Raw genomic sequence first — 25,236 nt, 5'->3', positions numbered from 1 at the left:
TATGGACGATTGACCATACCGATCAGGTCATCCGCACCGCCGGCACTCCTCCGATCTTGATGGATCCCGGAGGCGGCGGAGCCCCTTTCTCCGATCTTGCCCACTCCCGCGCGGGGCGCCGCCCGTCCTCGTCAGCGGGAGGCGGGGAGGTTCGAGGGGCCAACGTTCGTGTCCAGCCACTCGCGCAGGGGGCGGCTGGCGCGCAGGAAGTCGACGACGCGGTTCTTGGCGGCCGGCGTACCCATCCAGGCCGCCGGCGGCCAGTCCTTCCAGGTGGTCAGGCCCTTGTGACGGAGCAGCTCGATCCGCGGGTGGTCCTTCGGGTAGCCGCGCGGCGCCGTCTTCAGCGTGCCGTGCCCGTGCACCCCGATCCTCCCGTTCTCGATCACCTCGATGAGCTTCGTCAGCTCCTCGCCGCGCAGGTCGTTGGCCACCGCCCGCCGATAGCGCTCCAGCTGGTCCGACGCCATCTGGTAGTACCCGCTCCCGGCCGCCAGCCCCTCCGCGGAAAGCTGGATGTAACCGCCCGACTCCAGCCAAGCCCCGAGATGCGTCTTGTACGGCGTCTTGTCGTTGCTGAACCGCACGTCCCGATAGGGCCGGAAGATCTTCCCCGGCCCGAACTCCGGCTCCAGCGCGGCCAGCAGCTCCTGCATCGGCCCGCGCACCTGCTCCTCGTAAACCGTCAGGTGCGCCGTCCAATACGTCTTCGAGTTGTCAGCGCTCAGACCCTCGTAGAACTCGAGCGCCTCACTCGGCCAGCCACGGAACGTCACCGCCGAATTCTGCCACGCCGGCGTTCATCACGCCGTGACCTCCTCCTATTAGGATCACGTCGCGTGACGATCGACAGGCTCGACACCGGTGTGGCCCACCCAGCCCGGCGCTACAACTACTGGCTGGGCGGCAAGGACAACTTCGCCGCCGACCGGGAGTCCGGAGACCTGCTCGCGAAGTCGTATCCCGCGGCACGCATCGCCGCCCGCGCCAACCGGGCGTTCCTGCAGCGGGCGGTCGGCTACCTGGCCGGCGAGGCGGGCATCCGCCAGTTCCTCGACATCGGCACCGGCCTCCCCACCGCCGACAACACGCACGAGGTCGCGCAGCGCATCGCCCCCGAGAGCCGAATCGTGTACGTCGACAACGACCCGATGGTGATGGTCCACGCACGGGCGCTGCTGACGAGCACTCCTGCTGGCCAGACCCGCTATCTGGAGGAGGACCTGCGCAACCCCGCGAAGATCCTCTCGTCCTTGGAGATCCTCGACCTCTCCCAGCCGGTCGGCCTGATCCTGGTCGCGGTCGTGCACTTCCTGCCCTCGCAGGAGGAGGCGGCGTCGATCGTCTCCACGCTCCTCGAAGCCCTGCCGTCCGGCAGCCACCTGGTCATGACGTGCGCAACCACCGACTTCCTGACACCGGAACTGAAGGCCAGCTGGGACGAGTCCCTGAGGACCGGCCGGTCCGACGTCCATCCGCGGGGACGGGCCGAGTTCGAGCAGTTCTGTTCGGGGCTGGACCTCGTCGACCCGGGCATCGTCGCGATCAGCGAGTGGCGCCCGGACCCGGAGGCCGAGGAGCACCCCACGCCCGTGGAGGCGTCACTGTTCGGGGCGGTCGCCCGCAAGCCCTGACCTACTTGACAGCCGGCTCCAGCCGCCCATCGGCGTAGAGCCGATAGTTGCTCTGAAGCAGTGCGGTGGCCAAATTCTCGTCGGTTGCCAAGGACGTCGGGAAATGGAACCGTTTCCACATTTCGAAATATCCTGCGACGTTCCCGGAATCCACCGCCCGGCTCAACCGCCGCAGCAGCTCACGGTTTGCTGGGACATTTTCAGTCAGGATTTCGCCGGGGATGCCGAACGCCATTATGCTGCTTGCGGTGGCCCCGCAGACGATCTCTGCCACCGCTCCGAGGTAGGTTCTGCTTCCATAACGGCGAAGAGCAGGCTCAAGCTTCTTGAATGCAACCCAAGCCTGCTCGGCGACCAATTCGCGTTCCACTTCAGGAAGAATCTTCAGCCAGTCACAGAATTGTTCGGCGTCACGCTCATCCAGGCCACTCAACAGCTTGTTCATGTCTGCCAGGACGACGTCTCCGCGACCCGCATCGATCAGGGCCTGAGTTTGACGCCTCATCAGTTCGAAGTCGAGCTCCTTCGCAGCCATCCGGCCACGGAGGATCTGATGTGTCATTTCGACTCCGCGATCACTGCCCGCGACGGCCAGAAGAGCATGAAGAAGCGCTTCGGTCCGGTCCGAACAACGCTGCTGAAGCCCGATCCTGACCGACTCCGGCGGGACCTTGCTCACGCGAAGGAGATCGTAGATCAGCTCGGATCCGGGATCGTCGGCGTTGAGCAACTCTTGGATGAGTGCGGCATGCATCGGTCCGTTCACCAGAGACGGGAGGTCGAAGTTGAAGTCATCGTGGATCTTGATCCCCGCCGCCACGATTCGCTGTGCCGCCCGAGTTTCACAACCCGGCGGATACAGACTCAACAAGGCATACAGATAGTTACCGCTCGACGAACTCGCATAGGGCAGAGCCGCCAGCATCGCCACGTCTTCGAAGAGGCTCCTCGCTCCGGCCCTCGCAGCGACATAGGCGCATCCGGACCCACCGTAGGAGGCGGTGACGTCGACGACGGAACCCGAGCCGTCGCGAATCTTCTCGACAAATGCGCCGATCATTTCGCGGGTGCGCCGGAGCGCCAGATCGGCGTCCCACTCGTAGCACAGGATCAGCAGCATTGTCAGCAGGCTGCCACTGAGGTTGTCCAGATCCTCGACGGGAAGCGAGTCGAGTGCCCGGGCCACCAGTTCCTTCGTCGCGCTGAAGCCACGCTCGTTCGCAGCCTGGATCAGCCTCATCTGATCGAAATTCTGAGCATCGATGATATCGCGGATCAATTGGGTGAGGAACGGCTCTGCTGCACATTCCCCAAGGACGCCCATAACGACAGAACTGGAAGAGGGATAGGCCACCCGCACCGCACCCAGCGCGATCTGCCGAAGGCGGTTCAGCTGCTTCGGTTCGTCGAGCAATGCGAGGATGCGTGCGCACTGAGCCACCGGTTGCTGGGATCGGGTCGTGGTGAGCACCGACCAGAGCTCCTTGACGATGTGTGCCCGCAGGCCCGCTCGAGTGATCCGGGGCGTGGCAAGGAGGCAGTTGCCGATCAGCAACAGGTCACGGTGCAGCACGTCGTCGTCGGCCACCAGCGGCGCCGGCAGCGGTGCGTCCCGGTCCGTGACTCCCGCGATGCCGAGCAGCAGATCGGTGGCGTCCGACATGCGGTCCGCCAGCAGCAGGATCACCTCCTCCCACCACGGGTCGTGGCGGTGGCGCAGCAGGAGATCACGGCATTCCGGGAATTGCTTGGCGGCCCACACCGCGGCGAAGTACTCCTGGATCGTCAGGTGCCAGAAGCCGTACCAGCCGTTGGCCTGTTCCTTCAGAAGGCCGTAGTTGGCGGCGATCTCCCGCAGTATGTCGGCGGGGTCCGCGTGCTCCAGGCTGATCGTCGGGAGAAAGTCGCGGATCATGTCCAGGACTTCACGCTCGGCGAAATAGCGCTGTCCCTTCACGTGGAAGTGCCACGCCAACTCTTCCAGAAGGTCGCGTTTGCGATCCGTCGTGAACCGCGCGAACCGCCGGATCCCCCGCCGCGAGTCCCACTCCATCAGGAGCACCTCGACGCACCGCTTGTAGAGTTCCGCCCTTCGCTCCGGGAGTTCGAGATCTCTCTCGTACACGATGGCGATCAGTGACAGGATCAGCGGATTCGCCGCGAGGGTCTTCATCCGGACGTTGCGGTGCAATGAGTTCACGAGGTCCCGGAAGGCCTTCTCCCTCCCCGCGAACCAGTTCTGCAGGAAGCGGCGGCTCTGGTCCCAGGTGAAGTCGAGTACCTCCAGGATCACGAACCGGTCCAGGCCGCCACTGAAGCCCGCTCGGCGGCAGGTCACCGCGATCGCCGCCTTCGAGTACCGGGCGCACACCCGCTCGATCTCCGCGGCCGCCTTGCGGTACGCGTCGCCGGCCTGCTCCGCGTCTGACCCACCGAGCACCTCGTCGAGCCCGTCGAAGAGCAGAGCCGCGTCGCCCGCCTCCAGCCGCTCCTCCAGGTAGGCCTTGGCGCCGAAGAACCCGTAGCGACGCTCGCACTCCTGAACGGCGAACTCCAGGATGTCGGACAAGCCGCTGTCAATGAACCGGCGGAGTTCCACGAAGACCGGCAGCGCGGGTAGCCCGCTGTTCTCCTCCCGGCACATCCGGAACGCCAGGTGCTTCAGCATGGTCGTCTTGCCCGCGCCCGGATCACCCAGCACCACGATGTGCTGATGCTGCGCCAGTGCGTCCTCCGGCCGGACCGCGTCGCTGTGCTTGGCGATCGTCCGCTCGGCCGTTGCCGCGAGCAGTGCCGCCGGATGGCCGACGGCCAGGCGCTCGATCTCCTCGTCGGGCAGGTATCGGCGTGAGTCGCCCTCCCGGATCCTGACCTGGACGTAGAGGGCGTTCAGGTCGAGAGACTTGGCCATGTCGAGGACTCGCAGTGCTTTGAGCTCGCGCACCAGCGACTCCCGGTATGCCAGCGCCGCCCGTTCCCGGTCGTCCGCCTCCAGAGCGAGACGGCGAGCCATCGCCCGCTCCGCCTCGGCCTCGGCCTCTGCCGCCGCGGCGGTCGCCCGTTCGGTGTCCGACTTGGCCCGCTCGCGGGCGAGACTGTCCTCATAGTCCGCGCGCTCCCGCTCCAACTGCCGCTGGAACTTCTGGCTCTTCTTCCACTGCAGCAGGCCGACGACCGCGCCGACAGCAATGCCGATCAGCGCCACCGCGCCGCCGATGATCGCAGCGACGACCTCGGGTGACTGCATCACCGGGTCGGCGGGTGGGCTGGGTGCGAGCGCTAGGAGGCCGAACACGCGCGGATTGTCCACCGGGGACACCGGGACGTGATGTCGGGTGGCGGACAGGTTGGTCAAGCGCCGCCGGAAAGGGCGATGACCCGCCGGGCGTTTCGGATCACGGCCAGGTCGACCATCCGGCCGCCGGCGTCCAGGCACACGCCTCCCCCGGCCGCTTCGAAGCGGGCGATCACGTCCCGCGCGTCGCCGACCTCCGAGGGCGTCGGGGTGAAGACCTCGTGGACGACGGGGATCTGGGCCGGGTGGATGCAGGCACGTCCGCGAAAGCCCAGCCGTTTCAGGGCCAGCGTCGATCGGCGCAGCGCGTCCAGGTCGCGGAAGTCGGTGGTCACCGCGGCGGCCGGTGGGTCGAGGCCGGCTGCGGCGGAGGCCAGCACGACGGCGGAGCGGACATGGAGCAACTCGGTGTCGCCGGGGGTGACGCCGAGTTCGGCGGCGAGATCGGCTTCGCCGATCTGCATTCGGGAGACGCGGGGTGCGGCTGCGATCTCCGGTGCGGCCAGGATGGCCTGAGGCGTTTCCAGCAAGGGTACGAGACTGAGCACACCGCCGGGATCGATCTCGTCCAGGAGCTCCGCCAACGCGGAAAGCTGCTGCAGGCAGGCCTTCGCCACGACCAGCCCGCGCAGCGCGGGTGACGCCACCGCCAGCGCGTCGTCCAGGCCGTCCGGCCCCGAGTTGACGCGGACATAAATCGGCGCGTCGGGTGACTGGGCGGCCAGCCAGGATGCGACAGCGGCTCGGGCGGCGGGTTTCTCCGCGGGCGGGACGGCATCCTCGAGGTCGACGATCAGCGCGTCAGCGCCGCGCGACAGCGCCGTGGCGAGCATCTGAGGTCGGTTGCCCGGCACGTACAAAAAAGATCTCATCCGATGGTCGCCGCGCCGGAGAGGAGGGAGCGGGCGATCACCACGCGCTGGATGTCGTTGGTGCCCTCGCCGATCATCATGAGCGGGGCGTCCCGATAGAGGCGTTCGACGACGAACTCCTTCGAGTATCCGTAGCCGCCGTGCACCTGCATGGCGTTGAGCGCGCAGGACATCGCGGCCTCGGAGGCGAACGCCTTGGCCATGCCGGCTTCCATGTCGACCCGGTGGCCGTTGTCGGAGCGGGACGCGGCCCAGTACACGAGCAGCCGCGCCGCCTGCACCTGGGTGGCCATCTCGGCGAGCTTCAGCTGGATCGCCTGGAACTCGCCGATCGCCTGCCCGAACGCGCGGCGCTGCCCGGCGTAGCGCAGCGCCTCGTCGTAGGCGGCCTGTGCGATGCCGAGCGCCCGGGCGGCCACGTTGATCCGGCCGGTCTCCAGGCCGGAGAGGACCTGTTGCATGCCCCGGCCCTCGGTGCCGCCGAGCAGGTTGGTGGCGGGTACCCGGACGTCGTCCAGCAGCACCTCGCACGACTCGGTGCCCTTGTAGCCGAGTTTGGGCAGGTCCCGTTCGACGACGAAGCCGGGCGTGCCGGCCTCGACGAGGATCACCGACATGCCTCGGTGTGCGGGTGACGCCGCCGGGTCGGTCTTGCAGAGCACCGGGAGCGGGTCGGCGTGGCGGGCGTTGGTGATCCAGGTCTTGCGGCCGTTGAGGACGTACGCGTCGCCGTCACGCACCGCCGTCGTGGTGATGCCCTGCAGGTCGGTGCCGGCGTCGGGTTCGGTGAGGGCGATGCCGGTACGGCGCTTGCCGGTGGCGAGGCCGGGCAGGAACCGCTGCTTCTGCTCGGGTGTGCCGTGGCGGGCGATCAGCCAGCAGGAGAGCGAGTGGCTGCCGAGGATGCCGGCGATGCCCATCCAGCCCTTGGCGATCTCTTCGAAGACCAGCGCGAAACTGATCATGTCGGCGCCGAGGCCGCCGTACTCCTCGGGCACGGTGAGGCCGAACAGGCCCATCGAGCGCATGGTCTCGACGATCTCGGTGGGGTAGCGGCCGGAGTCCTCCCACTCCTGCGCCACCGGCCGGATCTCCCGGTCCACGAAGTCACGCAGCACGTCGCGGAACATCCGCTGCTCGTCGGACAGCTCAAAGTCCATGGTCACTCCACGGGGCGAAAGACGGGGAGGTCGCCACGCCACGCGAGCCGGACGGGCTGGTCGCAGCGGGGTTCGGGGTTGTCGATGAGGTGGGTGAGCAGGATCGGCCCCTCGGTGAGCCGGACCCGGGCCAGCGTGTAGGGCGTCTCGGCCCGGTGGACGACCGTGAAGCTGTCGACCGTGCCGGTTCCGGCCGCGGCAACCGCAGAAAGAACGGTCGTTCTGCAAAACACGCAGAACGGCCTCACTAAATACTGAAATTTCCGGCAGTTCACGCACTGTTGCAGCAGGAGCGAGCGGGTCACCGATCCACCCCCAGGATGACGGTGGCGTGGCTGGAGAAGATGCCGCCGGTGCCGTGTGCCAGGGCGAGAGAGGCACCCGGGACCTGGCGAGGGCCGCATGAGCCGCGGAGCTGGCGGACGGCCTCGACCAGGAGCAGGACGCCGAGTTGGCCGGGGTGGCAGTAGGCCAGTCCTCCCCCGCCGGTGTTGTGCGGCCCGGTGAAGCCGAGACCTTCGCCCGGTGACGCGAAGCCGAGCGCCTCCAGCCCGAGCGGCACCGAGATCGTGAAGGAGTCGTAGAGCTGGACCACGTCGATGTCGGCGGGTGTCACGCCGGCGCGGGTGAAGGCTCGCCGGCCCGAGTCGATCGCGCCGGTGCGCAGCAGGTCCGGTGCGGTCGCCATGCCGGTGTGGGTGAACGCCTCGCCGTAACCGAGGACGACCACCGGGCGCGACGGGAGGTCGCGGGCCCGTTCGAGGGAGGTCAGGACGATCGCGCCGCCGCCGTCGGTGACCAGGCAGCAGTCGAGCGCACCGAGCGGTGACGAGATCATCGGGGCGCCGAGGACGTCGTCGACGGTCAGTGTCCCCTTCCCGTAGGTCCAGGCCGCCGGGTTGAGCTGCGCCTTCTCGCGCGCGGCCACCGCCACCGCGGCCAGGGACGCGCGGTCCAGGCCGTAGGTGTGCAGGTAACGCTGGGCGACCATGGCGTAGTACGAGATCGGGTAGAGCGGGCGGTAGGGCTCCTCGAGGGCCGCCTCCGGCGTTCCCTCTTCGTAGACCCCGGTCAGGCTGCGGCTGCGTGCGGAGCGCTGATTACTCGCGTACGAGACGACGACCGTCGAACACTGCCCGGACGTGATCGCCTGGGCGGCGCGGGCCACGTACATCTCAAAGACCGAACCGCCCGCGAAGGTCGAGTCGCCCCACCGGGGCTGCAGGCCCAGCCAGTCCGCGAGCTGGGTGACCGAGAATCGGGAGATGCCGTTGGTGGCCAGCCCGTCCACGTCGCTCAGCGTGAGCCCCGCGTCGGCGAGCGCCCGGGTGATCGCCTGGGTCTGGAGTTCGAGGACCGATTTGCCGGTCTTGCCGAGATCACACTCGGCCGCACCGACAATCGCGACGCTCCCGGCAGCGCGAGTGCCGCTCGGGCCCGCGACGCTCATGGCAGCGTCAGCGTCGCGGAGGCCGGGGACACCGCGATCCGGCCGTCGTCGACCACCTCGACGTGCAGGTCCACTTCGGCGCCGATGGCGGAGCGGCGCACGGAGGAGCCGACGCAGCGAATCGTCTCGCCGGCGAAGACCAGGGACTTGAAGCGGAACGACAGTGAGGTGATCACCACGTCGGGGCCGAACCAGGAGCGCAGGGCGATGGCGAGCAGGGCACCGAACATCTGCCCGTCGACAACCGGTCTGTCGAGACCGCGCGCGGCCAGGTAGGCGGAGTCGTAGTGGAGCCGGTGCCAGTCCCACGTCGCTCCGGCGTAGGCGACCATGTCCGGCAAGTCGATTCGGCGCTCAAATTTCAACATATATGAGTGTCTCCTCGTTGACCGCGAGGACGCGCCCGGACTGGTCGGTGTAGGTGGCGACCGAGGTGACCACCAGCATCCGCTTCCCGCCGCCGGTGACCCGTTCGATCATGTCGGCGAGGTGCCAGCGCGCGGTGATCACGTCGTCCGGCCCGACCGGGCGCTCGAACCGGTAGGAGTTTCCGCCCCGGACCAGCCGCGTCCCCGGCACGTCCAGATTCCACCCGTGACCGGCGTAGCCGTCGGCGTCCCGGGGCAGTCCCGCGTACTGGTTGGTCTCGCAGATCAGCGTCGGCGGCGCCACCTCCCCGGCCAGATGCGCCGGGTCGGTGTCACCGGTGGCGAGGGCGAAGTACCGGATGGCCGCCCGGCCGAGCTGCTCCGGCGCCGTGTAGACCCGCTCCTCCCCGATCCGCGCGGCGAGTTCCGGCGTCAGCAGCGTCATGCGATCACCGCCGTCGGCACCGTCTCCAGCAGGAACTCCGGCCGTAGGAGCGCCGAGCAGACCACCGGCGTCACCACGGCGTTCGGGAAGTGCGCGGCTCGAAGTTCCCGGGTCGCCGGATAGGAGGCGGCCGCGGCGGGGGTGAGGTATTCGACCATGTGGACGACGTCCGCGCCGGTCGAGGCGAGGACGGTGTCGATGGCGCGATAGATGAACTCCGCCTGCGCCGCCAGGTCGCCGGGATGCACGGCAGCCTGGGTCTCCGGGTCGAGCGCGCCGAAGCCGGCGAGGAAGATCGTGTTCCCGGCGCGGACGGCCGGTTGGTAGGTGAGGGTGTCGTACCGCTTCCAGCCCGGGTTGATCACTTCGAGCGGTCCGGTGGCCGCGACCGCGTCGAGCGAGACCTGTGCCCCGGGAGCCACCGGCACGTCGACCAGGATCCCGGCCGCACCGGGGAACACCGGGCCCGGCAGCAGTTCCCGGCGGGGCCGGCCACACCGTGGATACTCGGCGCGCGTGGCGGTGGCCGTGTAGTCGACGGTCCGCACCAGCGCCCCGGCGTCCAGCCCGGCCGCCGCAAGCAGGTCCGCCACCCGTTGCAGGCACCACCGGTACTGCTCCCGGAAGTCCCCCTCGGCCGTGTGCACGCTGGGCAGATAGACCACGCCGTCCGCGATCCTGACCCCGTCGGCGAGCAGTTCGCCGCCGCCCGGGTGAGTCACCGCCGCGACGGCGTAGGGACTGCCGGTGCCGACGATCGACTCGACCGGCACGCGGGACACCGGCGCAAAATGATCACCGAGCACCGCGGTCCGGCGACGGTCGAGATTTGGAGCAGCCGAGGTCACGTACTCGGTCAGGTGCACGATGTCGCCGGGCGGCACGCCGAGGTGCTCGTAACCGGGCACCGCCGGCAGATACGTGGTCACTTGAGGCACCCTTCGATCGCGTCCAGCAATGCCACCGGCTCGTACCCGGCCGCGAAGACCGCCGCCGCCCCGGCACCCAGGTTCGCCGCGGCCTTGGTCCGCGCTCCCCCGCCGGTCGACCGCTCCACCCGCGACACCCGCCCGCCGGCCTCCACCAGGCCCGGCGCGTCGGCGGCGACCACGCCCGGGTCGGAAACGGCCACCGTGATCCGGGCGGCGAGCGACAGCACGTCCGGCCGGTCCAGGTCGTCGAACGTGTCCAGGTCCACCCAGCCGTCGACGACCATCGCCGCGACGCACCAGTACACCGAGAACTTCGCCTCGTAGGCGCTGCGCGGACGCCGCTTCTCCGGACCGGCGACGATCGGCACGGCGTCCGGGTGCAGTGTCACGGTCAGCGCCGCCGGTGACGTTCCCGCGAACTCGCCGGCCGCGTCGATCGACGCGTGGTTCAGCCGGCACGCCGGGTAGGGCTTGATCCCGATCCGGGTCGTCTCCCACCGCTCTCCCAGGTCGCCGAGCAGGACGGCCCGGTCCGGCTCGCGCCCGGCGAGCGCGCGGAACAGGCCGTATTCACCGTCGAGCGCACCGGCCGGCCCGGTTGCTCCGGCGGCGGCCAGCCGCGCGGCCAGGATCCCGTTCGCCGCCGCGGTTCCCGGGTGCAGCTGTTTGGTGCTCGCCGGGCTGTGCAGGAACTCCAGGAGCCCACTCGCACCACTCGCCGCGACACCGATCGCGTTGGTCAGCCCGGCGGCGTCGAGCCCGAGCAGCTTGCCGGCGGTCACGGCCGCGCCCACCACACCGCACATCGAGGTGGCGTGTAGGCCTCGCGCGTGGAAGGCGTGCGGCACCGCGGCGCCGAGCCGGCAGATGATCTCCAGACCCGCGACCAGCGCCGCGACCATCTCACTGCCGCGACTTCCGGTCTGTTCGGCAAGGGCAAGGGCAACGGGTACGCCGACCGCGCTCGCGTGCACGAGTCCACCCGCGTGGGTGTCGTCGAAGTCCAGGGCGTGCACCGCCACCGCGTTGCCGAACGCCGCCGCTACCGCACCGACCCGCTCGCCGGTGAACAGCCGCGCCTCGGGGGGACCGCCGAGCCCCCGCGCCACGACGAGAGCGGGTTCGGCGGCGCCGCGCACGATGCCGGCCACCGCACAGCCGGCCGCGTCGATCAGGTGCTCGTGGGCGACGCCGGCGACCGGGGCGGGCAGGTCCCGGAAGTCGAGTGCGGCCGCCCACTCGGCCAGGGTGGTCGCGGCCGTCACGTGCCGAACGCTCCGGCCGCGCGCAGCTCACCGAGCCGTTCCTCGGAGTAACCGAGCAGCTCTGCCACGTACGCTAAATCTTCTCCTCGCCTCGGTGCCCGCCGGAAAGCCGGCGCCTGACCGCCCACCCTGATCGGCGAAGCCACCTGGCGCACCGTGCCCCAGTGCGGATGCTCGGTCTCCACGACGAGACCTCGCGCCGTCGTGTGCGGATCGCTGAGCGCCGCCTCGACGTCGTTGACCGGACCGCACGGGATCCCGGCCGGCTCCAGCAACGCCAGCCAGTCCCCGGTGCCCTTCGTCGCGAAGATCTCCTCCAGGAGTGGGAGCAGCGCGGGCGCGTGGGTGCGCCGATCGGCGAACGTGGCGAAACGCGGGTCCTCGAGCGCCGGGTCGCCGAGGACGGTGACCAGGCGCTGCCAGAACTTCTCCTTCGCGCAGCCCACCACCACCCAGCCGTCCGCGGTCGGGAAGAGCTGGAACGGCACGAGCGACGGGTGCGCCGAATACCTGGTGCGCTCGGGCCGGAAACCGGCGTTGAGGTGCCAGGCCGCCGGGTAGGTGAGCATGCCGATCGCGGTGTCGAACAGGCTCAGGTCGCAGTCCATGCCGTACCCGTCGCGGCGGGCCGCGTGCACCCCGGCGAGCAGCGCGATCGCGGCGACGAACCCGCCGGAGTAGTCCACGATCGACAACCCGGACTTGGCCGGTGGGCCGCCGGGCTCGCCGGTGAGGTCCATCCAGCCGGCCAGGCCCTGCAGGATGTAGTCGTATCCGGGCTGCCTCGCGCGCGGCCCGGTCATCCCGAAGCCGGTGAGCGAGCAGCAGACGATGCTCGGGTTGACGTGCTTGAGCTGGTCGTACGTGATGCCGATCTTCGCGGGCACGTCACCGCGCAGGTTGGACCAGACGGCGTCGGCGTTGCTGACCAGGTCCTCGAAGACCTCCCGGCCCGCCGGGGCGGCCAGGTCGAGGGAGACCGATCGCTTGTTGCGGTTGAACGTCTCGAAGAACAGGGAGTCCTCGCCGTGCTGGTAGGGCGGCACGTACCGGCCCACGTCGCCGCCGGTGCCGGGGTCCTCGATCTTGATGATGTCGGCGCCCAGGTCGGCGAGGTGCACGGAGCCGAAGGGTCCGGCGCCGTACTGCTCGACGGCGATGATCCGGATGTCCTCGAGTGGTCTCATCGCAGGCTCCCGACCAGTTCCAGCAGGCGGTGCTGTGCCTCGCGCACCTCGTCCGGCGGCAGGCCGTAGGACGGTGGTGAGAGTTTGACGGCGTTCGCCAGGCCGTCGTAGGTTTTGATCTTTTCCGCGCACTGTCGCGGTGTGCCGGCGATGGTGAACGCGTCGACCATCTCGTCGGGGATCAGGTGGCCGAGGCTGTCCGCCGCTTGTCCGTTCTTGATGGCATTCGTCGCCTTGTCGCAGACCTCGGGGAAGTCTTTGAAAGTCCCGGCGTAGGTGCGGACCGAGGCGTAGAAGCCGACCACGTTGGCCGCCCGGCGGCGGGCTGTCCGCTCGTCCTGATCAACCGAGCAGCATGCCGCGGCCACGACGTCGAAGCTTGACCTGTCAGGAAGAACAAGGCCTCGCAGCGTCGCCGGCGGGCACAGTTCGTGGGCGATCCAGCCGTCGGCCACCTCCCCCGCCAGCGCGACCATGGCCGGGCCGACGCCGGCCAGATAGATCGGGATGTGGTCGCGGACCGGCGGGTACGGCCGGCGCCACCCGCGCATCCGGATCGAGCGCACGCCCCGGTGCGTGATCGGGTCGCCGCCGGCCAGCACGGCCCGGACGATCGCCACGGTGTCGCGCAGGCGTTCCACCGGCCGCTCGAACGGGACACCGTGCCAGTCCTGGTTGAGCCGGGCCACCCCGGTGCCCAGGCCGAGGCGGAACCGGCCCTCGGCGAGCTCGTCGAGGTCGGCGGCGGCGAGCGCGGTCAGCATGGCGCTGCGGGCGAACGCCAGCGCGATCCCGGTGCCGACGCCGATCCCGGTCGTGCCGGCGGCCAGGGCAGCGGCGGTGACGAAGGCACTGCGATGCAGCTCGGGGGCCCAGACGACACCCGCACCGGCGGCCTCGGCGGCGCGCGCGGCGGCCACCAGCTCGGTCATCGTCTCGCCCCAGGGCTGGAGGTCAATCCGCATTGCCGGGCCCGTGACCGCGCTTGTAGGTGAGCATCGTCCGGGTCCAGGTGATCACGTCGGTGCCGTCCTGGTTGAAGCCGGTGGTGAAGACCTTGACGATTCCGGCGTACGGCCGGGACTTCGACTCGCGCAGGTCGAGAACCGTGGACTTCGCATAGACGGTGTCGCCGACGAAGACCGGGCTGGGCATCCTGATCTCCTCCCAGCCCAGGTTGGCGAAGGCGTGCTGGCTCACGTCGGGCACCGACAGGCCGGTCACGATCGCGACGGTGAGGGTGGAGTTGACGAGCAGCCGCCCGTACGGGGTCCCGGCCGCGTAGTCGGCGTTGAAGTGGGACTGGTTGGTGTTCAGCGTCAGCAGCGTGAACCAGGTGTTGTCCGCCTCGGAGATGGTGCGGCCGAACGGATGCCGGTACGTGTCACCGACGCGGAAGTCTTCGTAGTAGCGGCCGAGCATGCGGCGAAGCTAGCACTTGTTTCGCACAGTGGAAAGGTGTTTCCATCTAGCGATGCTCGACGCGTTCCTTTACCTGCACATCGTGCTCATGGTCTTCTGGCTCGGAGGGGACCTGGGAGTCTTCTACTCCAGCCGCTACGTGATCGACCCCGCGCTGGCCCCGGCCGCCCGGCTCACCGCCTTGAAGATCATGTCCGGCCTGGACCTCGGGCCCAAGATCTGCCTCATCCTGTTCCTGCCCAGCGGGCTCACGCTGATCTCCCTGGACGCGCACGGCGGCTCGGTGTTCGGGATCGACCTGCTGCCCTGGTGGCTGCTCCTGCCGGTGTGGCTGGGCGCGTTCGGGTGGCTCTGGCTGATGTACACCGACCACCACGAGCCGGGCAGGCATCCGCTCGTCCGCCGAGCCGACTGGACCATCCGGATCGCGGTGGTGGCCGGCATGGCGGCCACCGGCGTCTACACGCTGGTCGCGGCCGAGCCCTTCGGCGTGGACACGAATCCGAAGTGGCTCGGCGGCAAGGTGCTGCTCTACGCCCTGGCGATCGCGGCCGGGCTGGGCATCCGCCGCACGCTGCGGCCGTTCGGCGCCGCCTTCGCCACGGTGATGGCGGGCGGCGCCGACGGCGAGACCGAGCGGGTTCTCAAGAGCAGCGTGAACGGGTGCCTCCCGTACGTCTGGGCGATCTGGACCTCAGTCCTGCTGGCCGGCCTCCTAGGCGTAGCCAAACCCCTGGCCACCCTGTAGCAACCCCAACCTTGCGTGTGGATTTCCGCCTCTATACGCGCCCCTAATCCACACACAAATTTCAGTCGATGGGCTGGTAGCCGAGCTGAGCCGAGATGCGAGCCGCTGCCTCCTGGAGGTCGGCGACGGCCTGCTGGTCGGAGTCCGGCTTGAAGCGCAGCGCCGGACCGGCCAGGCTGATCACGGCCACCACCCGGGCGTCGTGGTCGAAGATCGGCGCGGCCACCGACGCCGCGCCGGCCTGGCGCTCGCCGAGCGAGGTGGCGTACCCCTTCCGGCGGATCGCGGCGAGGTCCTTGCGCAGCTTGGCCGCGTCCGTGATGGTCCGGTCCGTCACCGCCGCGAGCGGGTGCCGGGCCAGGTAGGCCTCCACCTCGAAGTCCGGCAGGAAGGCCAGGAACGCCTTGGACGACGCGCCCGCGTTCAGCGGGAACGGGATGCCGAGCGACACCTCCAGGCGCAGCTCCTGGTCCGGCACCACCTGGTCGACGTAGAGGCGGGTGTCGCCGCGGCGCAGCGACAGCGTCGCCGTCTCGTGGGTGCGCTCGGAGAGGTGCTTGAGCTCCGGCGCGGCCATCGCCCGCACGTCGGTCCGGGCCAGGTAGGCGCGGCCGAGCGCGACAGCGGCGTGGCCGAGCGCGTACCGCCGGGTGGACGGGTCGACGGTGATCAGCTCGCGGCTGCGCAGCGCGGTGAGGATGCGGTGCACGGCCGCCTTGGTGAGACCGAGCGCGGTGGCGATCTCGGTGACGCCGAGATCCGGCTGGTCGGCCCGCCCGAAGTAGAGCAGGACGTCCATGGCGCGCTCGACCGCGGCGATGGACCGGGACTGGCTCTCGTCCTCGGCCGGAGCCGGCGAGGCCGGCGGCACGGTACGGCTGGGCACAGCGAAACTCCCCCGGAACAGGATCGGAACAAACTCCGCCAGAGCGTAGCGCGCCATTCCACTGTGCGAAACGACGTCCTGTTGACACAGGCCTCCGCGCCTCGTTACGTTCACCGTAACGCCGTTTCCTTATGCGAAACGAGGGAGACTTGGACAGCCAGACGTTCCGTTCCGTGCTCGGCCAGTGGCCGAGCGGCGTCTGTGTGGTGACGACGACCGGCCCGCACGGGGTGCACGGCATGACCGCCAGTTCATTCTCCTCGGTCAGCCTCGATCCGCCGATGGTCTCGGTGTGCCTCGGTAACCATCTGCCGAGCCGGGCGCTGCTCGGCGCGGCGGGAAAGTTCGCGATCAGCTTCCTCGGCAAGGACCAGGCGCACATCGGCCGCCGCTTCGCCGGCCAGGACACCAGCGTCACCGACCGGTTCGCCGGGCTGGACTGGGTCACCACCCCGAACGGCTGCCCGGTGCTCGCCGACGCGGTGGCGTGGCTGGACTGCAGGGTGGCGCACGCGTACCCGGGCGGCGACCACACGATCTTCGTCGGTGAGGTGACCGAGGCGGCCACGCCCCGGCTGATCTCGCCGCTGCTGTTCCACTCGCGCAGCTGGGGCCAGGTGGCCGACCCGCTGCCCGAGTCGGTCACCCTCGCCGTCGACCACGACGCGGTCTCCTTCGCGTTCGCCACCGGCGGACCGGCCGGGCTGCCGTCGCCGGAGCGGATCATCGCCGCCAAGCAGGCCGGGCGTGTCGTCGTCGGCTACGTGACCGACGCGTTCGACCCGGACCGCGAACAGGAGGTGCTCGCCACGATCGGCGCCCTGCACGCGCTGGGCTGTGACGAGATCGGCTGTGCCGAGTCGGACACCCGGCCCGCCTCGCCGCTGCAGGTGCGGCGGGTGCTGCAGGACGCGATGGTCCGGGTCCGCCCGGCGGTGCTGCGCGTCCGCCTGACCGGCACCAACCGCCTCGCCCTGGTCAACGCGCTGGTCGCGATGAAGAGCGGAGTCTCGCACTTCGACGTCGTCGCACCCGGCACGGACAGCACCGGGCTGCACCTGGGTGACCTGATGCACCTGTCGCACCAACTTGACGTCAACGTTCAGTTCCCCCCGATCCAGGGAGTTGCACCATGGCAGACCGACTTCTCGGTGAGAAGCTCGTCGACGACATGACCGTCGAGGAGAAGGCCCGCGCGGCCCTCGTCGAACAGGTCCTGCCGGCACTGCGGGCCCGGGCCGAGCAGGCTGACCGGGACGGCGCCTTCCCGCGCGAGCACATCGACGTGCTGCGCGACGCCGGCCTGCTCGGGCTGATCGTCCCCGAGGAGTACGGCGGGCTCGGCGGCACCCTGCGCGACCTGGCCGCCGCCACGTACGCGATGGGCAGCGCCTGCCCGTCGACCGCGCTCGCCTTCTTCTTCCACAACACCTCCGCCTCCCGCGGGCTGCTGCCCCTGGAGGCGATCGAGTCCGGCCTCTTCGGCGACGACGAGGTGCCGGTCGTGAAGGCGTTCGCCGAGCGGGTGCTGCGACTGATGTCCGGCGGCACGTGGCTGGCCAACTTCGCCAGCGAGTCGGTGAAGAGCAGCGGCGCGAACATCTCGATCGCCACGACGGCCGTACCGGCCACCCGCGACGGCGTCGCCGGCTGGGAGCTCACCGGCGAGAAGTCGTTCGGCTGCGCCACCGGCATCGCCGACTACTACCTGGTCACCGCGCGCCTCGACGGTTACGAGAAGGCCGACGGGCTGGTCATGTTCCTGGTGCCGCGAGAGGCGCCGGGCGTCTCCGAGCGCCCGTTCTGGGACGGGCTCGGCATGCGGGGCAGCGCCAACCACGGGATCAGGCTGGACTCGGTGTTCATCCCGCAGGAGGACTCGCTCACCGTGCCCGGCGCGTTCGTGCGGATGCTGCAGGTCAGCCGGGGCAGCTTCGTCGGCAACCAGCTGGCGATCACCGCGGTCTACGTGGGCGCGGCGCAGGGTGTCTACGACGACACGCTGGAGCGGCTCACCCGCAAGACGTTCGCCGACACGGGACGGCCGATCGCCGAGTCGCCGATGCACCAGGTGATCATCGGGGACATGACGGAACGACTGGAGACGGCGTACCTGTGGCTGCGCCGCCAACTGCTCCTCGAGACGTGCGAACCGCCGATCGCGACCAAGGCCGAGGTGTACGCGCAGTGGCGCGTCGCCAAGGGCTCGATCTGCCAGGCCGCGTTCGACGTGGCGCTCGGCGCGTTCAAGGCGTCCGGGACCTCGGGCGCCACGATGAACGGCGTCGTTGGCCGCGCCCTGCGGGATCTGGCGATGGGCCTGGTCATGACGTTCCCGCCGGAGCGGGGCCGTCTGGAGGCCGCGTCCGTGATCACCAGCAACAAGGCGAACGAGCTGTTTGCGAGTGTGGGCCGGTGAAGGATCTCGTCGACGGTTCGTGGGAGACGTGCACAACTTCGACTGGTGTCGAGCTGGAGAACCCGGCCACCGGTGAGGTTCTCGGTCCGGCGCTGGGCTCGTCACCGGCCCGTGTTCAGGCCGCGATAGCGGCGGCCAACGCCCTCGGCACGTGGGACTCTTCCGGCCGGGCTGACATTCTGGACGCGGTTGCCGCGGCTGTTGCCGAGGCCGCTGACGAGATCGTCCGGTTGGAGGCCGCGGCGACGGGCGTCCCGATCCGCCAGACCACGCCGCTCGGCATGATCCTCTCCGGTGCGTTCGCGCTGGCCGCGGCCCAGCTCCGCAGCGGACTGCTGACCTCGTCGGTGACCCGTGAGGACGGCCGTGAGGTCCTGGTCGAGCGCCTGCCCTGGGGCCCGGCCGCCTGTCTGGTGCCGTGGAACGCGCCGGCACCGATGGCCGCGCACAAGGTCGCCAACGCGCTCGCCGCCGGGTGCCCCACGATCCTCAAGCCCAGCGAGTACGCGCCGTTCGGCACCGAGCGCCTGGCCGAGGCGATCGACGCGGCACTGCGGGCGGCCGGGGCGCCGCCGGCACTGTTCCAGCTGCTGCACGGCGGCGCGGAGACGGGCGCGGCGATCGTCTCCGACCCGCGGATCCGGGCCGTGTCGTTCACCGGCGGGCTGTCCGGGGGCCGCGCCGTCGCTGCCGCCTGCGCGTACGACATCAAACCGGTCCAGCTGGAGCTCGGCGGCAACAACGCGCTGATCGTGCTCCCGGACGCGGACGAGGAGGTCGCCGTACGCGCCGCCGCCGAACTGCTCACCACGCTCAACGGGCAGTGGTGCCGCGCGCTGGGCCGGCTGATCGTGCCGGCCGGGCGCGAGGCGGCTCTGGTCTCGGCGGTGCTCGACCGGGTGTCGGCGATGCGCACCGGCGACCCCGTCTCCCCGGCGACCGATTACGGCCCGCTGATCCACTCCGGGCACCGCGCCGCGGTGGTGACGGCCCGCGACGGCCTCGGCGGCACGGTCCACCGGGCGAAGCTCGCCGGCCCCGGCAACACCCTCGCCCCGGCGCTGGTCACCGGCGCCGACCCGGCCCGCACCACCGAGGAGATCTTCGGCCCGGTCGCCGCGGTGCACGGATACACCACCGTCGACGAGGCGGTCGCCCTGGCCAACGGCACGAGGTACGGCCTGGAGGGATACGTCATCGGCACCGACGAGCAGGCCGCACTCGCCGTCGCGAGGCGGATCCGGGCCGGGGAGGTGAAGGTCAACGGCTCGTCGATCATGAGCCTGCACCTCTTCACTCCGCGGCCCGCCTGGGGCATCTCCGGCTACTCCGAGGAGGGCACCGCGGAGACGTTGCTCTTTTTCACCAACCCGCGGGTCGTAGGCGTGGAGGCCGGCTTCGCGCTACACACTCAATCATGACCGCCACTGCGCTGCGGGCGCTGCTCGCCTCCGACCAAGTGACACACGTGCCCGGCGTCTACGACCCGGTGACGGCCGCACTGGCCGTGCGGGCCGGGCACCGGGCCGTCCATCTGTCCGGCGCGGCCGTCTCGGCGATCACGCTGGGACGGCCCGACCTCGGCTATGTGCACGCCACCCAGATCGCGGACCGCGCGCAGACCCTGGTGCCCGCGCTGGACGGGGTGCCGCTGCTGGCCGACGCGGACACCGGTTACGGCAATCCGCTGCACGCGGTGTGGACGGGGATGGCGTACGCGCGGGCCGGTATCTCCGGACTGCACCTGGAGGACCAGGTCGCGCCCAAGCGCTGCGGGCATCTGGCGGGCAAGGAGGTGGTCGAGATCGGCCTGGCGGCCGCCAAGATCTCCGCGCTGGCCGATCAGGTGCCCGAGCTCGCGCTCATCGCACGGACCGATGCGTACGCGGTGAGCGGCCTCGACGAGACCATCGTCCGCTGTGGCGCCTACGCCGAGGCGGGAGCCGACGCTGTGTTCCCCGAGGGTGTCGACTCCGCCGAGGACCTGGAGCGGCTGCATCGCGCGCTTCCTGGCGTACCCATCGTGATAAATCGCTCGGAAGCCGGCGGCGCCCGGCCCGAGATCTCCGACGCCGAGCTCGCGAAGCTCGGTGTCCGCCTCGTCCTGCACCCGGTCGCCGCGCTGCTCGCCGCCATGCGGGCGGTGTCGCTCACCTACCGGGCCATCGCCGACACCGGCTCCGCGGAACCCGTCGACCGGATGCCGTGGGCCGCGTTCACCGCCCTGGTCGGCCAGGACGAGGCACTCGACCTGGACGCCCGTTACGTTCCCGGAAGGCTGCAGACGTGAACCGCATCCTGGTGGCCGGCGCCGGTCCGGTCGGGCTCACCGCCGCCCTGGCCCTGGCCCGGCGCGGCTTCGAAGTCACCGTGGTGGAGTCCGGCGACCAGCTGGCCGCCGAGTCCCGCGCGTCGACGTTTCACCCACCGACCCTGGAGATGCTCGACGAACTCGGTGTCTGCGACGACCTGCGGGCCCGGGGACTGGTCTCGCCGACGTTCGCGTACCGCGACCGCCGGGACGGGCTCGTGGCGATGCTCGATCTCGCGGTGCTCGCGGGCGACACCCGCTTTCCCTACCGGCTGCAGTGCGAGCAGTCGAAGCTCACGCCGATCCTGCTCGACCACCTGCTCCGGTACGAGGGCTGCGAGGTCCGCTTCGGCTGGCACGCCGCCGACGTGACGACCCATCCGTCATCGTTGACGCTGAGCAGCACCGACGGGCGGACGGTCGAGGGGGCCTGGCTGATCGGAGCGGACGGTGCCCACTCGGCGGTGCGGCGGGCGACCGGGGTGACCTTCGACGGCATCACCTATCCGGAGCGGTTCCTGGTCGCGTCGGTGGACGAGGACCTGACCGCCTGGCTGGACGACCTGGCCGCGGTGAATTACGTTTTCGACCCGGTGGAGTGGTGTGTGCTGCTCCGCACCCCCGATCATTGGCGCGTCCTGCTGCCCACGCCGCCCGACACCACCGACATTTCCGAAATTTCACGACTTGGGAGTCGGCTGCGCGAGGTCTTCGATCCGGGACGGCCGTGGCGCGTCGCGCACACGAGCATGTACCGCGTCCATCAGCGCGTGGCGACCTCCTTCCGCACCGGCCGCGTCCTGCTCGCCGGCGACGCCGCCCACGTCAACAACCCGCTGGGCGGCCTGGGCATGAACTCCGGCATCCACGACGCCGTCGCGTACGCCGCCGCCCTGGCCACCGGTGACGACAGCGCCGTCTGGGCCGCGGCGGCCGACCGGCGCCGGATCGCTCTCGAATACGTCCAGAGCGTCTCCCACCAGAACTACGAACGCCTGCGCGCAACCGACCCCGACGCCCGCGCCGCCCACCTGAACAGCCTGCGCGAGACCGCGGCCGACCCGGCTCTCGCCCGCGCGTCCCTCCTGCGCAGCTCGATGATCGCCTCCCTGCGCCCGGTCCCCGCATGATCACCCCGATCGGCGGGCTCGGTGGCGGGTCGATCTCGCGGGAGAATCCGGCTCGGTTCGTGGAGATCGTGGGGTCGGTGGTGGAGACGCCGCCGGAAGCCGTCGACGCGATCGTGCGCCGGGCCGACGCCGAGCAGCGCGCCTGGGCGGCCCGGCCGCTGCCGGACCGGCTCGCCGCGCTGCTGCGCGCCGCGAGCGCGATCGAGGACGCGACCGGCGAGCTGGCCACGCTGCTGGCACGCGAGTCCGGCAAGGTGGTCGGCGACTGCCGGGGCGAGATCGGCTTCGCGGTTCGCTATCTGCGGTGGGTGGCCGAGCATTCTCTTGACGCGTACGCCGACCGCGAACTGGACGACGCCCTCGGCCGGATCGTCGAACAGCGCCGGCCGTACGGTGTCATCGCCGCCGTCACCCCCTGGAACGCGCCGATCATCCTGACCGTCCTGAAGGTCGGCCCCGCCCTGGCCGCCGGCAACGCGGTCGTCGTCAAGCCGTCCCCGCTCGCCCCGCTCACCGTGGACCGTGTGATCGGCCTCTTCGACGCCCCGATCCGCGCCGTGCACGGCGGCCCGGCCACCGGCGCCGCCCTGGTCGGCCACGAGCTGGTCCGCAAGGTGGCCTTCACCGGCGGCACGGCCGGCGGTCGTGCCGTGGCGGCCCTGGCCGGCGACCGCCTCACCCCCACCGTCATGGAGCTCGGCGGCAACGACCCGGCCGTCCTTCTCGACGACGCACCCTTCGACGACGCCGCGATGGACCGCCTCGTGATGGCCAGCTTCGCCACCAGCGGCCAGGTCTGCATGGCCGCCAAGCGGCTCTACGTGCCCCGGGCCCGGCTCGACGAGTTCACCGGTGCCTACCAGGCCGCCGCCGCCCGGGTCCTGGTCACCGGCGACCCCCTCGCCGACGGCGTCACCATGGGCCCGGTCGTCTCCGCCTCCGCCCAGCGAGCCGCCCAGGCTCTGATCAGCGGCGACGCCCGCCCACTCGGCCGCTTCGACGCCGAACCCACTACCGGCTACTTCGTCCAGCCAACCCTCGTCGTGGACCCCGACCCGCGAGCACCCCTGGTCGTCGACGAGCAGTTCGCCCCCGTCGTCCCGGTACTCCCCTACGACGACGAGAACTCGGTCCTGGCCGCCGCGAACGCCGGCGAGCTCGGCCTGGGCGCCTCGGTCTGGAGCGCCGACGAGGAGCGGGCCTTCGCGTTCGCCCGCCGCTTCGAGGCCGGCTTCACGTTCGTCAACACCCACAACCGCACCGGCATGACGCTGCGAGCACCGTTCGGCGGCGTGAAGCGCTCCGGCTGGGGCCGCGAGTACGCCACCGAGGGCCTGACCGAATACGTCCAGACCTGCGTCATCCACGCCCCGGCACCCTTCCGCCCCGGCGCCCCCACCCCCACAACCACCCCCACCGCCTACCCCGCGTGTTGAGTTGCGCCCCGGCGGCACGACCCTCGCGTGTGAAATTCGGGTGCGGAGGGAGGCCGAACTCCACACGCAGGGCAGCGACGACCATTGCGTGTGGAGTTGGGGTGCGGAGGGAGGCCGAACTCCACACGCGGAAGGGGGTGTGACTTGGGTCACGTGGGTTCACGTGGGGTGGGGGTGGGTCGTCTCGTGTGCGTTCGAGCGTGTGAGGAAGGAGCAGCGCGGTGCACGAGATCGTGATTCTGGGAGCGGGGTACGCGGGGATGGCCACGGCCGTGAGCCTGGCGGGACGGACCCGGCGGCGGGGTGACGTGCGGATCACCGTGGTGAACGCGAGTGAGCGGTTCACCGAGCGGCTCCGGCTGCATCAGACGGCCACCGGGCAGGAGCTCGCCGATCTGCGGATCCCGGATCTGCTGAGCGGGACCGGTGTCGAGCTGGTGACCGGCTGGGTCACGGCGATCGACACGGGCGCCAAGCGGGTGCGGGTCGATGACGAGCGGGAGATCGGGTACGACACGCTGGTCCTCGCGCTGGGCAGCGCGACCGACACCGGTGCCGTGGCGGGTGCGGACGAGTTCGCGTACACCCTGGACAGCCGGACCACGGCGGAAGCGCTCGCGCGACGCCTGGCCGCACCGGGCACGAAGGCCGTCGCGATCTGTGGCCTGGGGCTGACCGGCGTCGAGGCGGCCGCGGAGATCGCTGAACGGCATCCCGGCCTGGACGTCACGCTGATCGGCGGCGGCGCACCGGGTGCCGGTCTCGGCCCGCGCGCCCGGCGCCACCTCGACAGGGTCCTCGACCGGCGAGGGGTACGTGTACGCGGCGGCGTTCGCATCCTCAAGGTGCTGCCGGACAGCGTGGAGATCAGCGGCGGGGAGACCGTTCCCGCGGATGTGGTGGTGTGGGCCGGCGGCGTGAAGGCGCCCGCACTGGCAACCGCGGCCGGGCTGGCGACCGACCGGCACGGGCGGATCCTCACGGACGGGACGCTGCGGTCGGTGAGCGACCCGGCCGTGTACGCGGTCGGGGACGCCGCCGCGATCGAGCAGGGATACGGGACGATCCACGGGACCTGTCAGAGCGGGATACCGACCGGGGTGCAGGCGGCCTGGGCGATCAGCCGGGAGCTCGACGGGCGGGCGCCGCGGCCGTTCCGGTTCGGCTATCTGCACACGCCGGTGAGTCTGGGGCGCCGCGACGCGGTCGTGCAGTTCACCCGGCCGGACGGGAGCGCGACCCGGTTCGCGCTGACCGGGCGGGCCGCCGTCTGGTACAAGGAGACGGTGAGCGCGTCGCCGTGGCCGACCTACCGCCGGCTGGTGCGCAACCCGGGGCCGGGGCGGCTCGGCTGGCGCCGCGGTGGGACATTCACCCGATGATCTTCGACGACTACCGCAATCTGCTGTTCTCGGTCGCCTACCGGATTCTGGGCTCGGTGACCGATGCCGAGGACGCCGTCCAGGACACCTGGGTGCGCTGGTCGGGGGCGGACCGGTCGCGGGTCGCCGAGCCCAAGGCCTACCTGGTGCGGATCGTCACGAACGTGGCGATGGACCGGCTGCGCTCGGCGCAGGCGCGGCGGGAGACGTACATCGGGCCGTGGCTGCCGGAACCCGTCCTCACCGACGGTGACGCCGGCGACGACCTGGCTCTCGCCGAGTCGGTGTCGGCCGGGCTGCTGATGCTGCTGGAGAGCCTCAGCCCGCTGGAACGCGCGGTGTTCGTGCTGCGGGAGGCGTTCGGGTTCGGCTACGCGGAGATCGCGGCGGCGGTGGAGCGGTCCGAGGAGGCGGTGCGGCAGGCCGCGCACCGGGCGCGCGGGCACGTCCGGGACCGGCGGCCGCGGTTCACCGCCTCCCGGGCCCGGCACCGGGAGGTGGCCGAGCGCTTCTTCGCGGCGGCCGGGGGCGGTGACATCAACGCGCTGATGGACATGCTGGCGCCGGACGTCACGCTCTGGACCGACGGCGGCGGCAAGGTGCGCCAGGCGCTGCGCCCGGTCACCGGGGCCGAGCGGGTCGCCGCCTGGCTGGCGGGCGTCGGCAGCCGGGCGTACGAGGGAATCGAACCCGCCGAGATGCACGCCGAACTGGCCGAACTCAACGGCGCCCCGGGCCTGGTCTTCACCGGCGCGGGCCGGGTCTTCGCCACGCTGACCCTGGACCTCGACGCCGAGGGCCGCATCGTCGCCATCCACAACATCGCCAACCCGGACAAACTGCGATCGGTCGCGGCCGGGACGGTGCATCCGTTGCACGGGTGAGCACAATGGA

Annotated in this window: 24 protein-coding genes; 10 read left to right on the top strand and 14 right to left on the bottom strand. The window is 70.6% G+C overall.

Features of this window, described 5'->3' with window-relative positions; translation table 11 throughout:
• Window positions 1-131 precede the first annotated feature (131 nt).
• The gene (locus AB0M02_RS11610) at window positions 132-776 is read right to left on the bottom strand and encodes a DUF2461 domain-containing protein (protein ID WP_364224812.1); all 645 of its coding nucleotides are present in this window, start codon (window positions 774-776) and stop codon (window positions 132-134) included.
• Window positions 777-839: 63 nt separating this feature from the next.
• Here AB0M02_RS11610 and AB0M02_RS11605 point away from each other — a divergent pair, with 63 nt between their 5' ends.
• Window positions 840-1,634 (top strand): SAM-dependent methyltransferase, encoded by a 795-nt coding sequence (locus AB0M02_RS11605; protein WP_364224810.1) that lies wholly within the window; start codon window positions 840-842, stop codon window positions 1,632-1,634.
• Between the two features lies 1 nt (window position 1,635).
• Here AB0M02_RS11605 and AB0M02_RS11600 read toward each other — a convergent pair whose 3' ends face one another.
• The 12 genes from AB0M02_RS11600 to AB0M02_RS11545 are packed head-to-tail and all read right to left on the bottom strand — an operon-like array spanning window position 1,636 to window position 14,030.
• A complete protein-coding gene (locus AB0M02_RS11600) occupies window positions 1,636-4,989 on the bottom strand; it encodes an NACHT domain-containing protein (RefSeq protein WP_364224808.1) in 3,354 nt (1,117 codons plus the stop codon).
• Window positions 4,986-5,801 carry a CoA ester lyase gene (locus AB0M02_RS11595; protein ID WP_364224806.1) on the bottom strand — a complete coding sequence of 272 codons (816 nt, stop codon included), beginning with the start codon at window positions 5,799-5,801 and terminating at the stop codon, window positions 4,986-4,988. The genes AB0M02_RS11600 and AB0M02_RS11595 overlap by 4 nt, the downstream gene beginning before the upstream one ends.
• On the bottom strand, window positions 5,798-6,961 hold the full coding sequence (locus tag AB0M02_RS11590) for an acyl-CoA dehydrogenase family protein (RefSeq protein ID WP_364224804.1): 1,164 nt from the start codon (window positions 6,959-6,961) through the stop codon (window positions 5,798-5,800). The genes AB0M02_RS11595 and AB0M02_RS11590 overlap by 4 nt, the downstream gene beginning before the upstream one ends.
• 2 nt (window positions 6,962-6,963) lie before the next feature.
• Window positions 6,964-7,266 carry an OB-fold domain-containing protein gene (locus AB0M02_RS11585; RefSeq protein ID WP_364224802.1) on the bottom strand — a complete coding sequence of 101 codons (303 nt, stop codon included), beginning with the start codon at window positions 7,264-7,266 and terminating at the stop codon, window positions 6,964-6,966.
• Window positions 7,263-8,411 carry a thiolase gene (locus AB0M02_RS11580; protein ID WP_364224800.1) on the bottom strand — a complete coding sequence of 383 codons (1,149 nt, stop codon included), beginning with the start codon at window positions 8,409-8,411 and terminating at the stop codon, window positions 7,263-7,265. Before AB0M02_RS11580 ends, AB0M02_RS11585 begins: the two co-directional genes overlap by 4 nt.
• Entirely contained in the window at window positions 8,408-8,779 is a 372-nt protein-coding gene (locus tag AB0M02_RS11575) for a MaoC/PaaZ C-terminal domain-containing protein (RefSeq protein ID WP_364224798.1), read from the bottom strand. Before AB0M02_RS11575 ends, AB0M02_RS11580 begins: the two co-directional genes overlap by 4 nt.
• Window positions 8,766-9,224 (bottom strand): MaoC family dehydratase N-terminal domain-containing protein, encoded by a 459-nt coding sequence (locus tag AB0M02_RS11570; protein ID WP_364224796.1) that lies wholly within the window; start codon window positions 9,222-9,224, stop codon window positions 8,766-8,768. Before AB0M02_RS11570 ends, AB0M02_RS11575 begins: the two co-directional genes overlap by 14 nt.
• Window positions 9,221-10,153: a Rid family hydrolase gene (locus tag AB0M02_RS11565; RefSeq protein ID WP_364224794.1), complete on the bottom strand. Its 933-nt coding sequence runs from the start codon at window positions 10,151-10,153 to the stop codon at window positions 9,221-9,223. The genes AB0M02_RS11570 and AB0M02_RS11565 overlap by 4 nt, the downstream gene beginning before the upstream one ends.
• Window positions 10,150-11,421, bottom strand: coding sequence for an MmgE/PrpD family protein (locus tag AB0M02_RS11560; protein ID WP_364224792.1), 1,272 nt, complete (start codon window positions 11,419-11,421; stop codon window positions 10,150-10,152). Before AB0M02_RS11560 ends, AB0M02_RS11565 begins: the two co-directional genes overlap by 4 nt.
• On the bottom strand, window positions 11,418-12,608 hold the full coding sequence (locus tag AB0M02_RS11555; protein WP_364224790.1) for a CoA transferase: 1,191 nt from the start codon (window positions 12,606-12,608) through the stop codon (window positions 11,418-11,420). Before AB0M02_RS11555 ends, AB0M02_RS11560 begins: the two co-directional genes overlap by 4 nt.
• On the bottom strand, window positions 12,605-13,573 hold the full coding sequence (locus tag AB0M02_RS11550; RefSeq protein WP_364224788.1) for an LLM class flavin-dependent oxidoreductase: 969 nt from the start codon (window positions 13,571-13,573) through the stop codon (window positions 12,605-12,607). Before AB0M02_RS11550 ends, AB0M02_RS11555 begins: the two co-directional genes overlap by 4 nt.
• The gene (locus AB0M02_RS11545) at window positions 13,563-14,030 is read right to left on the bottom strand and encodes a MaoC family dehydratase (RefSeq protein ID WP_364224787.1); all 468 of its coding nucleotides are present in this window, start codon (window positions 14,028-14,030) and stop codon (window positions 13,563-13,565) included. Before AB0M02_RS11545 ends, AB0M02_RS11550 begins: the two co-directional genes overlap by 11 nt.
• Window positions 14,031-14,082: 52 nt before the next feature.
• Here AB0M02_RS11545 and AB0M02_RS11540 point away from each other — a divergent pair, with 52 nt between their 5' ends.
• Window positions 14,083-14,778 (top strand): hypothetical protein, encoded by a 696-nt coding sequence (locus AB0M02_RS11540; RefSeq protein ID WP_364224785.1) that lies wholly within the window; start codon window positions 14,083-14,085, stop codon window positions 14,776-14,778.
• 61 nt (window positions 14,779-14,839) lie between these two features.
• Here AB0M02_RS11540 and AB0M02_RS11535 read toward each other — a convergent pair whose 3' ends face one another.
• Window positions 14,840-15,664: an IclR family transcriptional regulator gene (locus AB0M02_RS11535; protein WP_364224783.1), complete on the bottom strand. Its 825-nt coding sequence runs from the start codon at window positions 15,662-15,664 to the stop codon at window positions 14,840-14,842.
• A 149-nt stretch (window positions 15,665-15,813) separates the two neighbouring features.
• Here AB0M02_RS11535 and AB0M02_RS11530 point away from each other — a divergent pair, with 149 nt between their 5' ends.
• The 8 genes from AB0M02_RS11530 (at window position 15,814) to AB0M02_RS11495 (ending at window position 25,226) form a co-directional block, all read left to right on the top strand.
• The gene (locus AB0M02_RS11530) at window positions 15,814-16,839 is read left to right on the top strand and encodes a flavin reductase (protein WP_364224781.1); all 1,026 of its coding nucleotides are present in this window, start codon (window positions 15,814-15,816) and stop codon (window positions 16,837-16,839) included.
• The gene (locus AB0M02_RS11525) at window positions 16,797-18,083 is read left to right on the top strand and encodes an acyl-CoA dehydrogenase family protein (RefSeq protein ID WP_364224779.1); all 1,287 of its coding nucleotides are present in this window, start codon (window positions 16,797-16,799) and stop codon (window positions 18,081-18,083) included. The genes AB0M02_RS11530 and AB0M02_RS11525 overlap by 43 nt, the downstream gene beginning before the upstream one ends.
• Complete coding sequence (locus tag AB0M02_RS11520) at window positions 18,080-19,504, top strand: aldehyde dehydrogenase (protein ID WP_364224777.1); 1,425 nt, start codon at window positions 18,080-18,082, stop codon at window positions 19,502-19,504. Before AB0M02_RS11525 ends, AB0M02_RS11520 begins: the two co-directional genes overlap by 4 nt.
• Window positions 19,501-20,373: an oxaloacetate decarboxylase gene (locus AB0M02_RS11515; RefSeq protein ID WP_364224775.1), complete on the top strand. Its 873-nt coding sequence runs from the start codon at window positions 19,501-19,503 to the stop codon at window positions 20,371-20,373. Before AB0M02_RS11520 ends, AB0M02_RS11515 begins: the two co-directional genes overlap by 4 nt.
• A complete protein-coding gene (locus AB0M02_RS11510; RefSeq protein ID WP_364224773.1) occupies window positions 20,370-21,524 on the top strand; it encodes an NAD(P)/FAD-dependent oxidoreductase in 1,155 nt (384 codons plus the stop codon). Before AB0M02_RS11515 ends, AB0M02_RS11510 begins: the two co-directional genes overlap by 4 nt.
• Window positions 21,521-22,960 carry an aldehyde dehydrogenase family protein gene (locus AB0M02_RS11505; protein ID WP_364224771.1) on the top strand — a complete coding sequence of 480 codons (1,440 nt, stop codon included), beginning with the start codon at window positions 21,521-21,523 and terminating at the stop codon, window positions 22,958-22,960. The genes AB0M02_RS11510 and AB0M02_RS11505 overlap by 4 nt, the downstream gene beginning before the upstream one ends.
• Window positions 22,961-23,181: 221 nt before the next feature.
• Window positions 23,182-24,342: an FAD-dependent oxidoreductase gene (locus tag AB0M02_RS11500; protein ID WP_364224769.1), complete on the top strand. Its 1,161-nt coding sequence runs from the start codon at window positions 23,182-23,184 to the stop codon at window positions 24,340-24,342.
• A complete protein-coding gene (locus AB0M02_RS11495; RefSeq protein WP_364224767.1) occupies window positions 24,339-25,226 on the top strand; it encodes an RNA polymerase sigma-70 factor in 888 nt (295 codons plus the stop codon). The genes AB0M02_RS11500 and AB0M02_RS11495 overlap by 4 nt, the downstream gene beginning before the upstream one ends.
• The last annotated feature ends 10 nt before the right edge of the window (window positions 25,227-25,236 follow it).

This window comes from Actinoplanes sp. NPDC051861 (assembly GCF_040681145.1).
Taxonomy (GTDB): domain Bacteria; phylum Actinomycetota; class Actinomycetes; order Mycobacteriales; family Micromonosporaceae; genus Actinoplanes.
Note: the sequence above shows the minus strand (reverse complement) of the source record. Positions and strands in the feature narration are given on the sequence as shown.

What these genes read in the sequence shown, in the direction of transcription:
- AB0M02_RS11555 (WP_364224790.1), bottom strand. Translation starts at nt 12,608, where the DNA reads ATGAGACCACTCGAGGACATCCGGATCATCGCCGTCGAGCAGTACGGC.
- AB0M02_RS11525 (WP_364224779.1), top strand. Translation starts at nt 16,797, where the DNA reads ATGGCAGACCGACTTCTCGGTGAGAAGCTCGTCGACGACATGACCGTC.
- AB0M02_RS11550 (WP_364224788.1), bottom strand. Translation starts at nt 13,573, where the DNA reads ATGCGGATTGACCTCCAGCCCTGGGGCGAGACGATGACCGAGCTGGTG.
- AB0M02_RS11570 (WP_364224796.1), bottom strand. Translation starts at nt 9,224, where the DNA reads ATGACGCTGCTGACGCCGGAACTCGCCGCGCGGATCGGGGAGGAGCGG.
- AB0M02_RS11515 (WP_364224775.1), top strand. Translation starts at nt 19,501, where the DNA reads ATGACCGCCACTGCGCTGCGGGCGCTGCTCGCCTCCGACCAAGTGACA.
- AB0M02_RS11595 (WP_364224806.1), bottom strand. Translation starts at nt 5,801, where the DNA reads ATGAGATCTTTTTTGTACGTGCCGGGCAACCGACCTCAGATGCTCGCC.
- AB0M02_RS11590 (WP_364224804.1), bottom strand. Translation starts at nt 6,961, where the DNA reads ATGGACTTTGAGCTGTCCGACGAGCAGCGGATGTTCCGCGACGTGCTG.
- AB0M02_RS11580 (WP_364224800.1), bottom strand. Translation starts at nt 8,411, where the DNA reads ATGAGCGTCGCGGGCCCGAGCGGCACTCGCGCTGCCGGGAGCGTCGCG.
- AB0M02_RS11505 (WP_364224771.1), top strand. Translation starts at nt 21,521, where the DNA reads ATGATCACCCCGATCGGCGGGCTCGGTGGCGGGTCGATCTCGCGGGAG.
- AB0M02_RS11495 (WP_364224767.1), top strand. Translation starts at nt 24,339, where the DNA reads ATGATCTTCGACGACTACCGCAATCTGCTGTTCTCGGTCGCCTACCGG.
- AB0M02_RS11545 (WP_364224787.1), bottom strand. Translation starts at nt 14,030, where the DNA reads ATGCTCGGCCGCTACTACGAAGACTTCCGCGTCGGTGACACGTACCGG.
- AB0M02_RS11540 (WP_364224785.1), top strand. Translation starts at nt 14,083, where the DNA reads ATGCTCGACGCGTTCCTTTACCTGCACATCGTGCTCATGGTCTTCTGG.
- AB0M02_RS11575 (WP_364224798.1), bottom strand. Translation starts at nt 8,779, where the DNA reads ATGTTGAAATTTGAGCGCCGAATCGACTTGCCGGACATGGTCGCCTAC.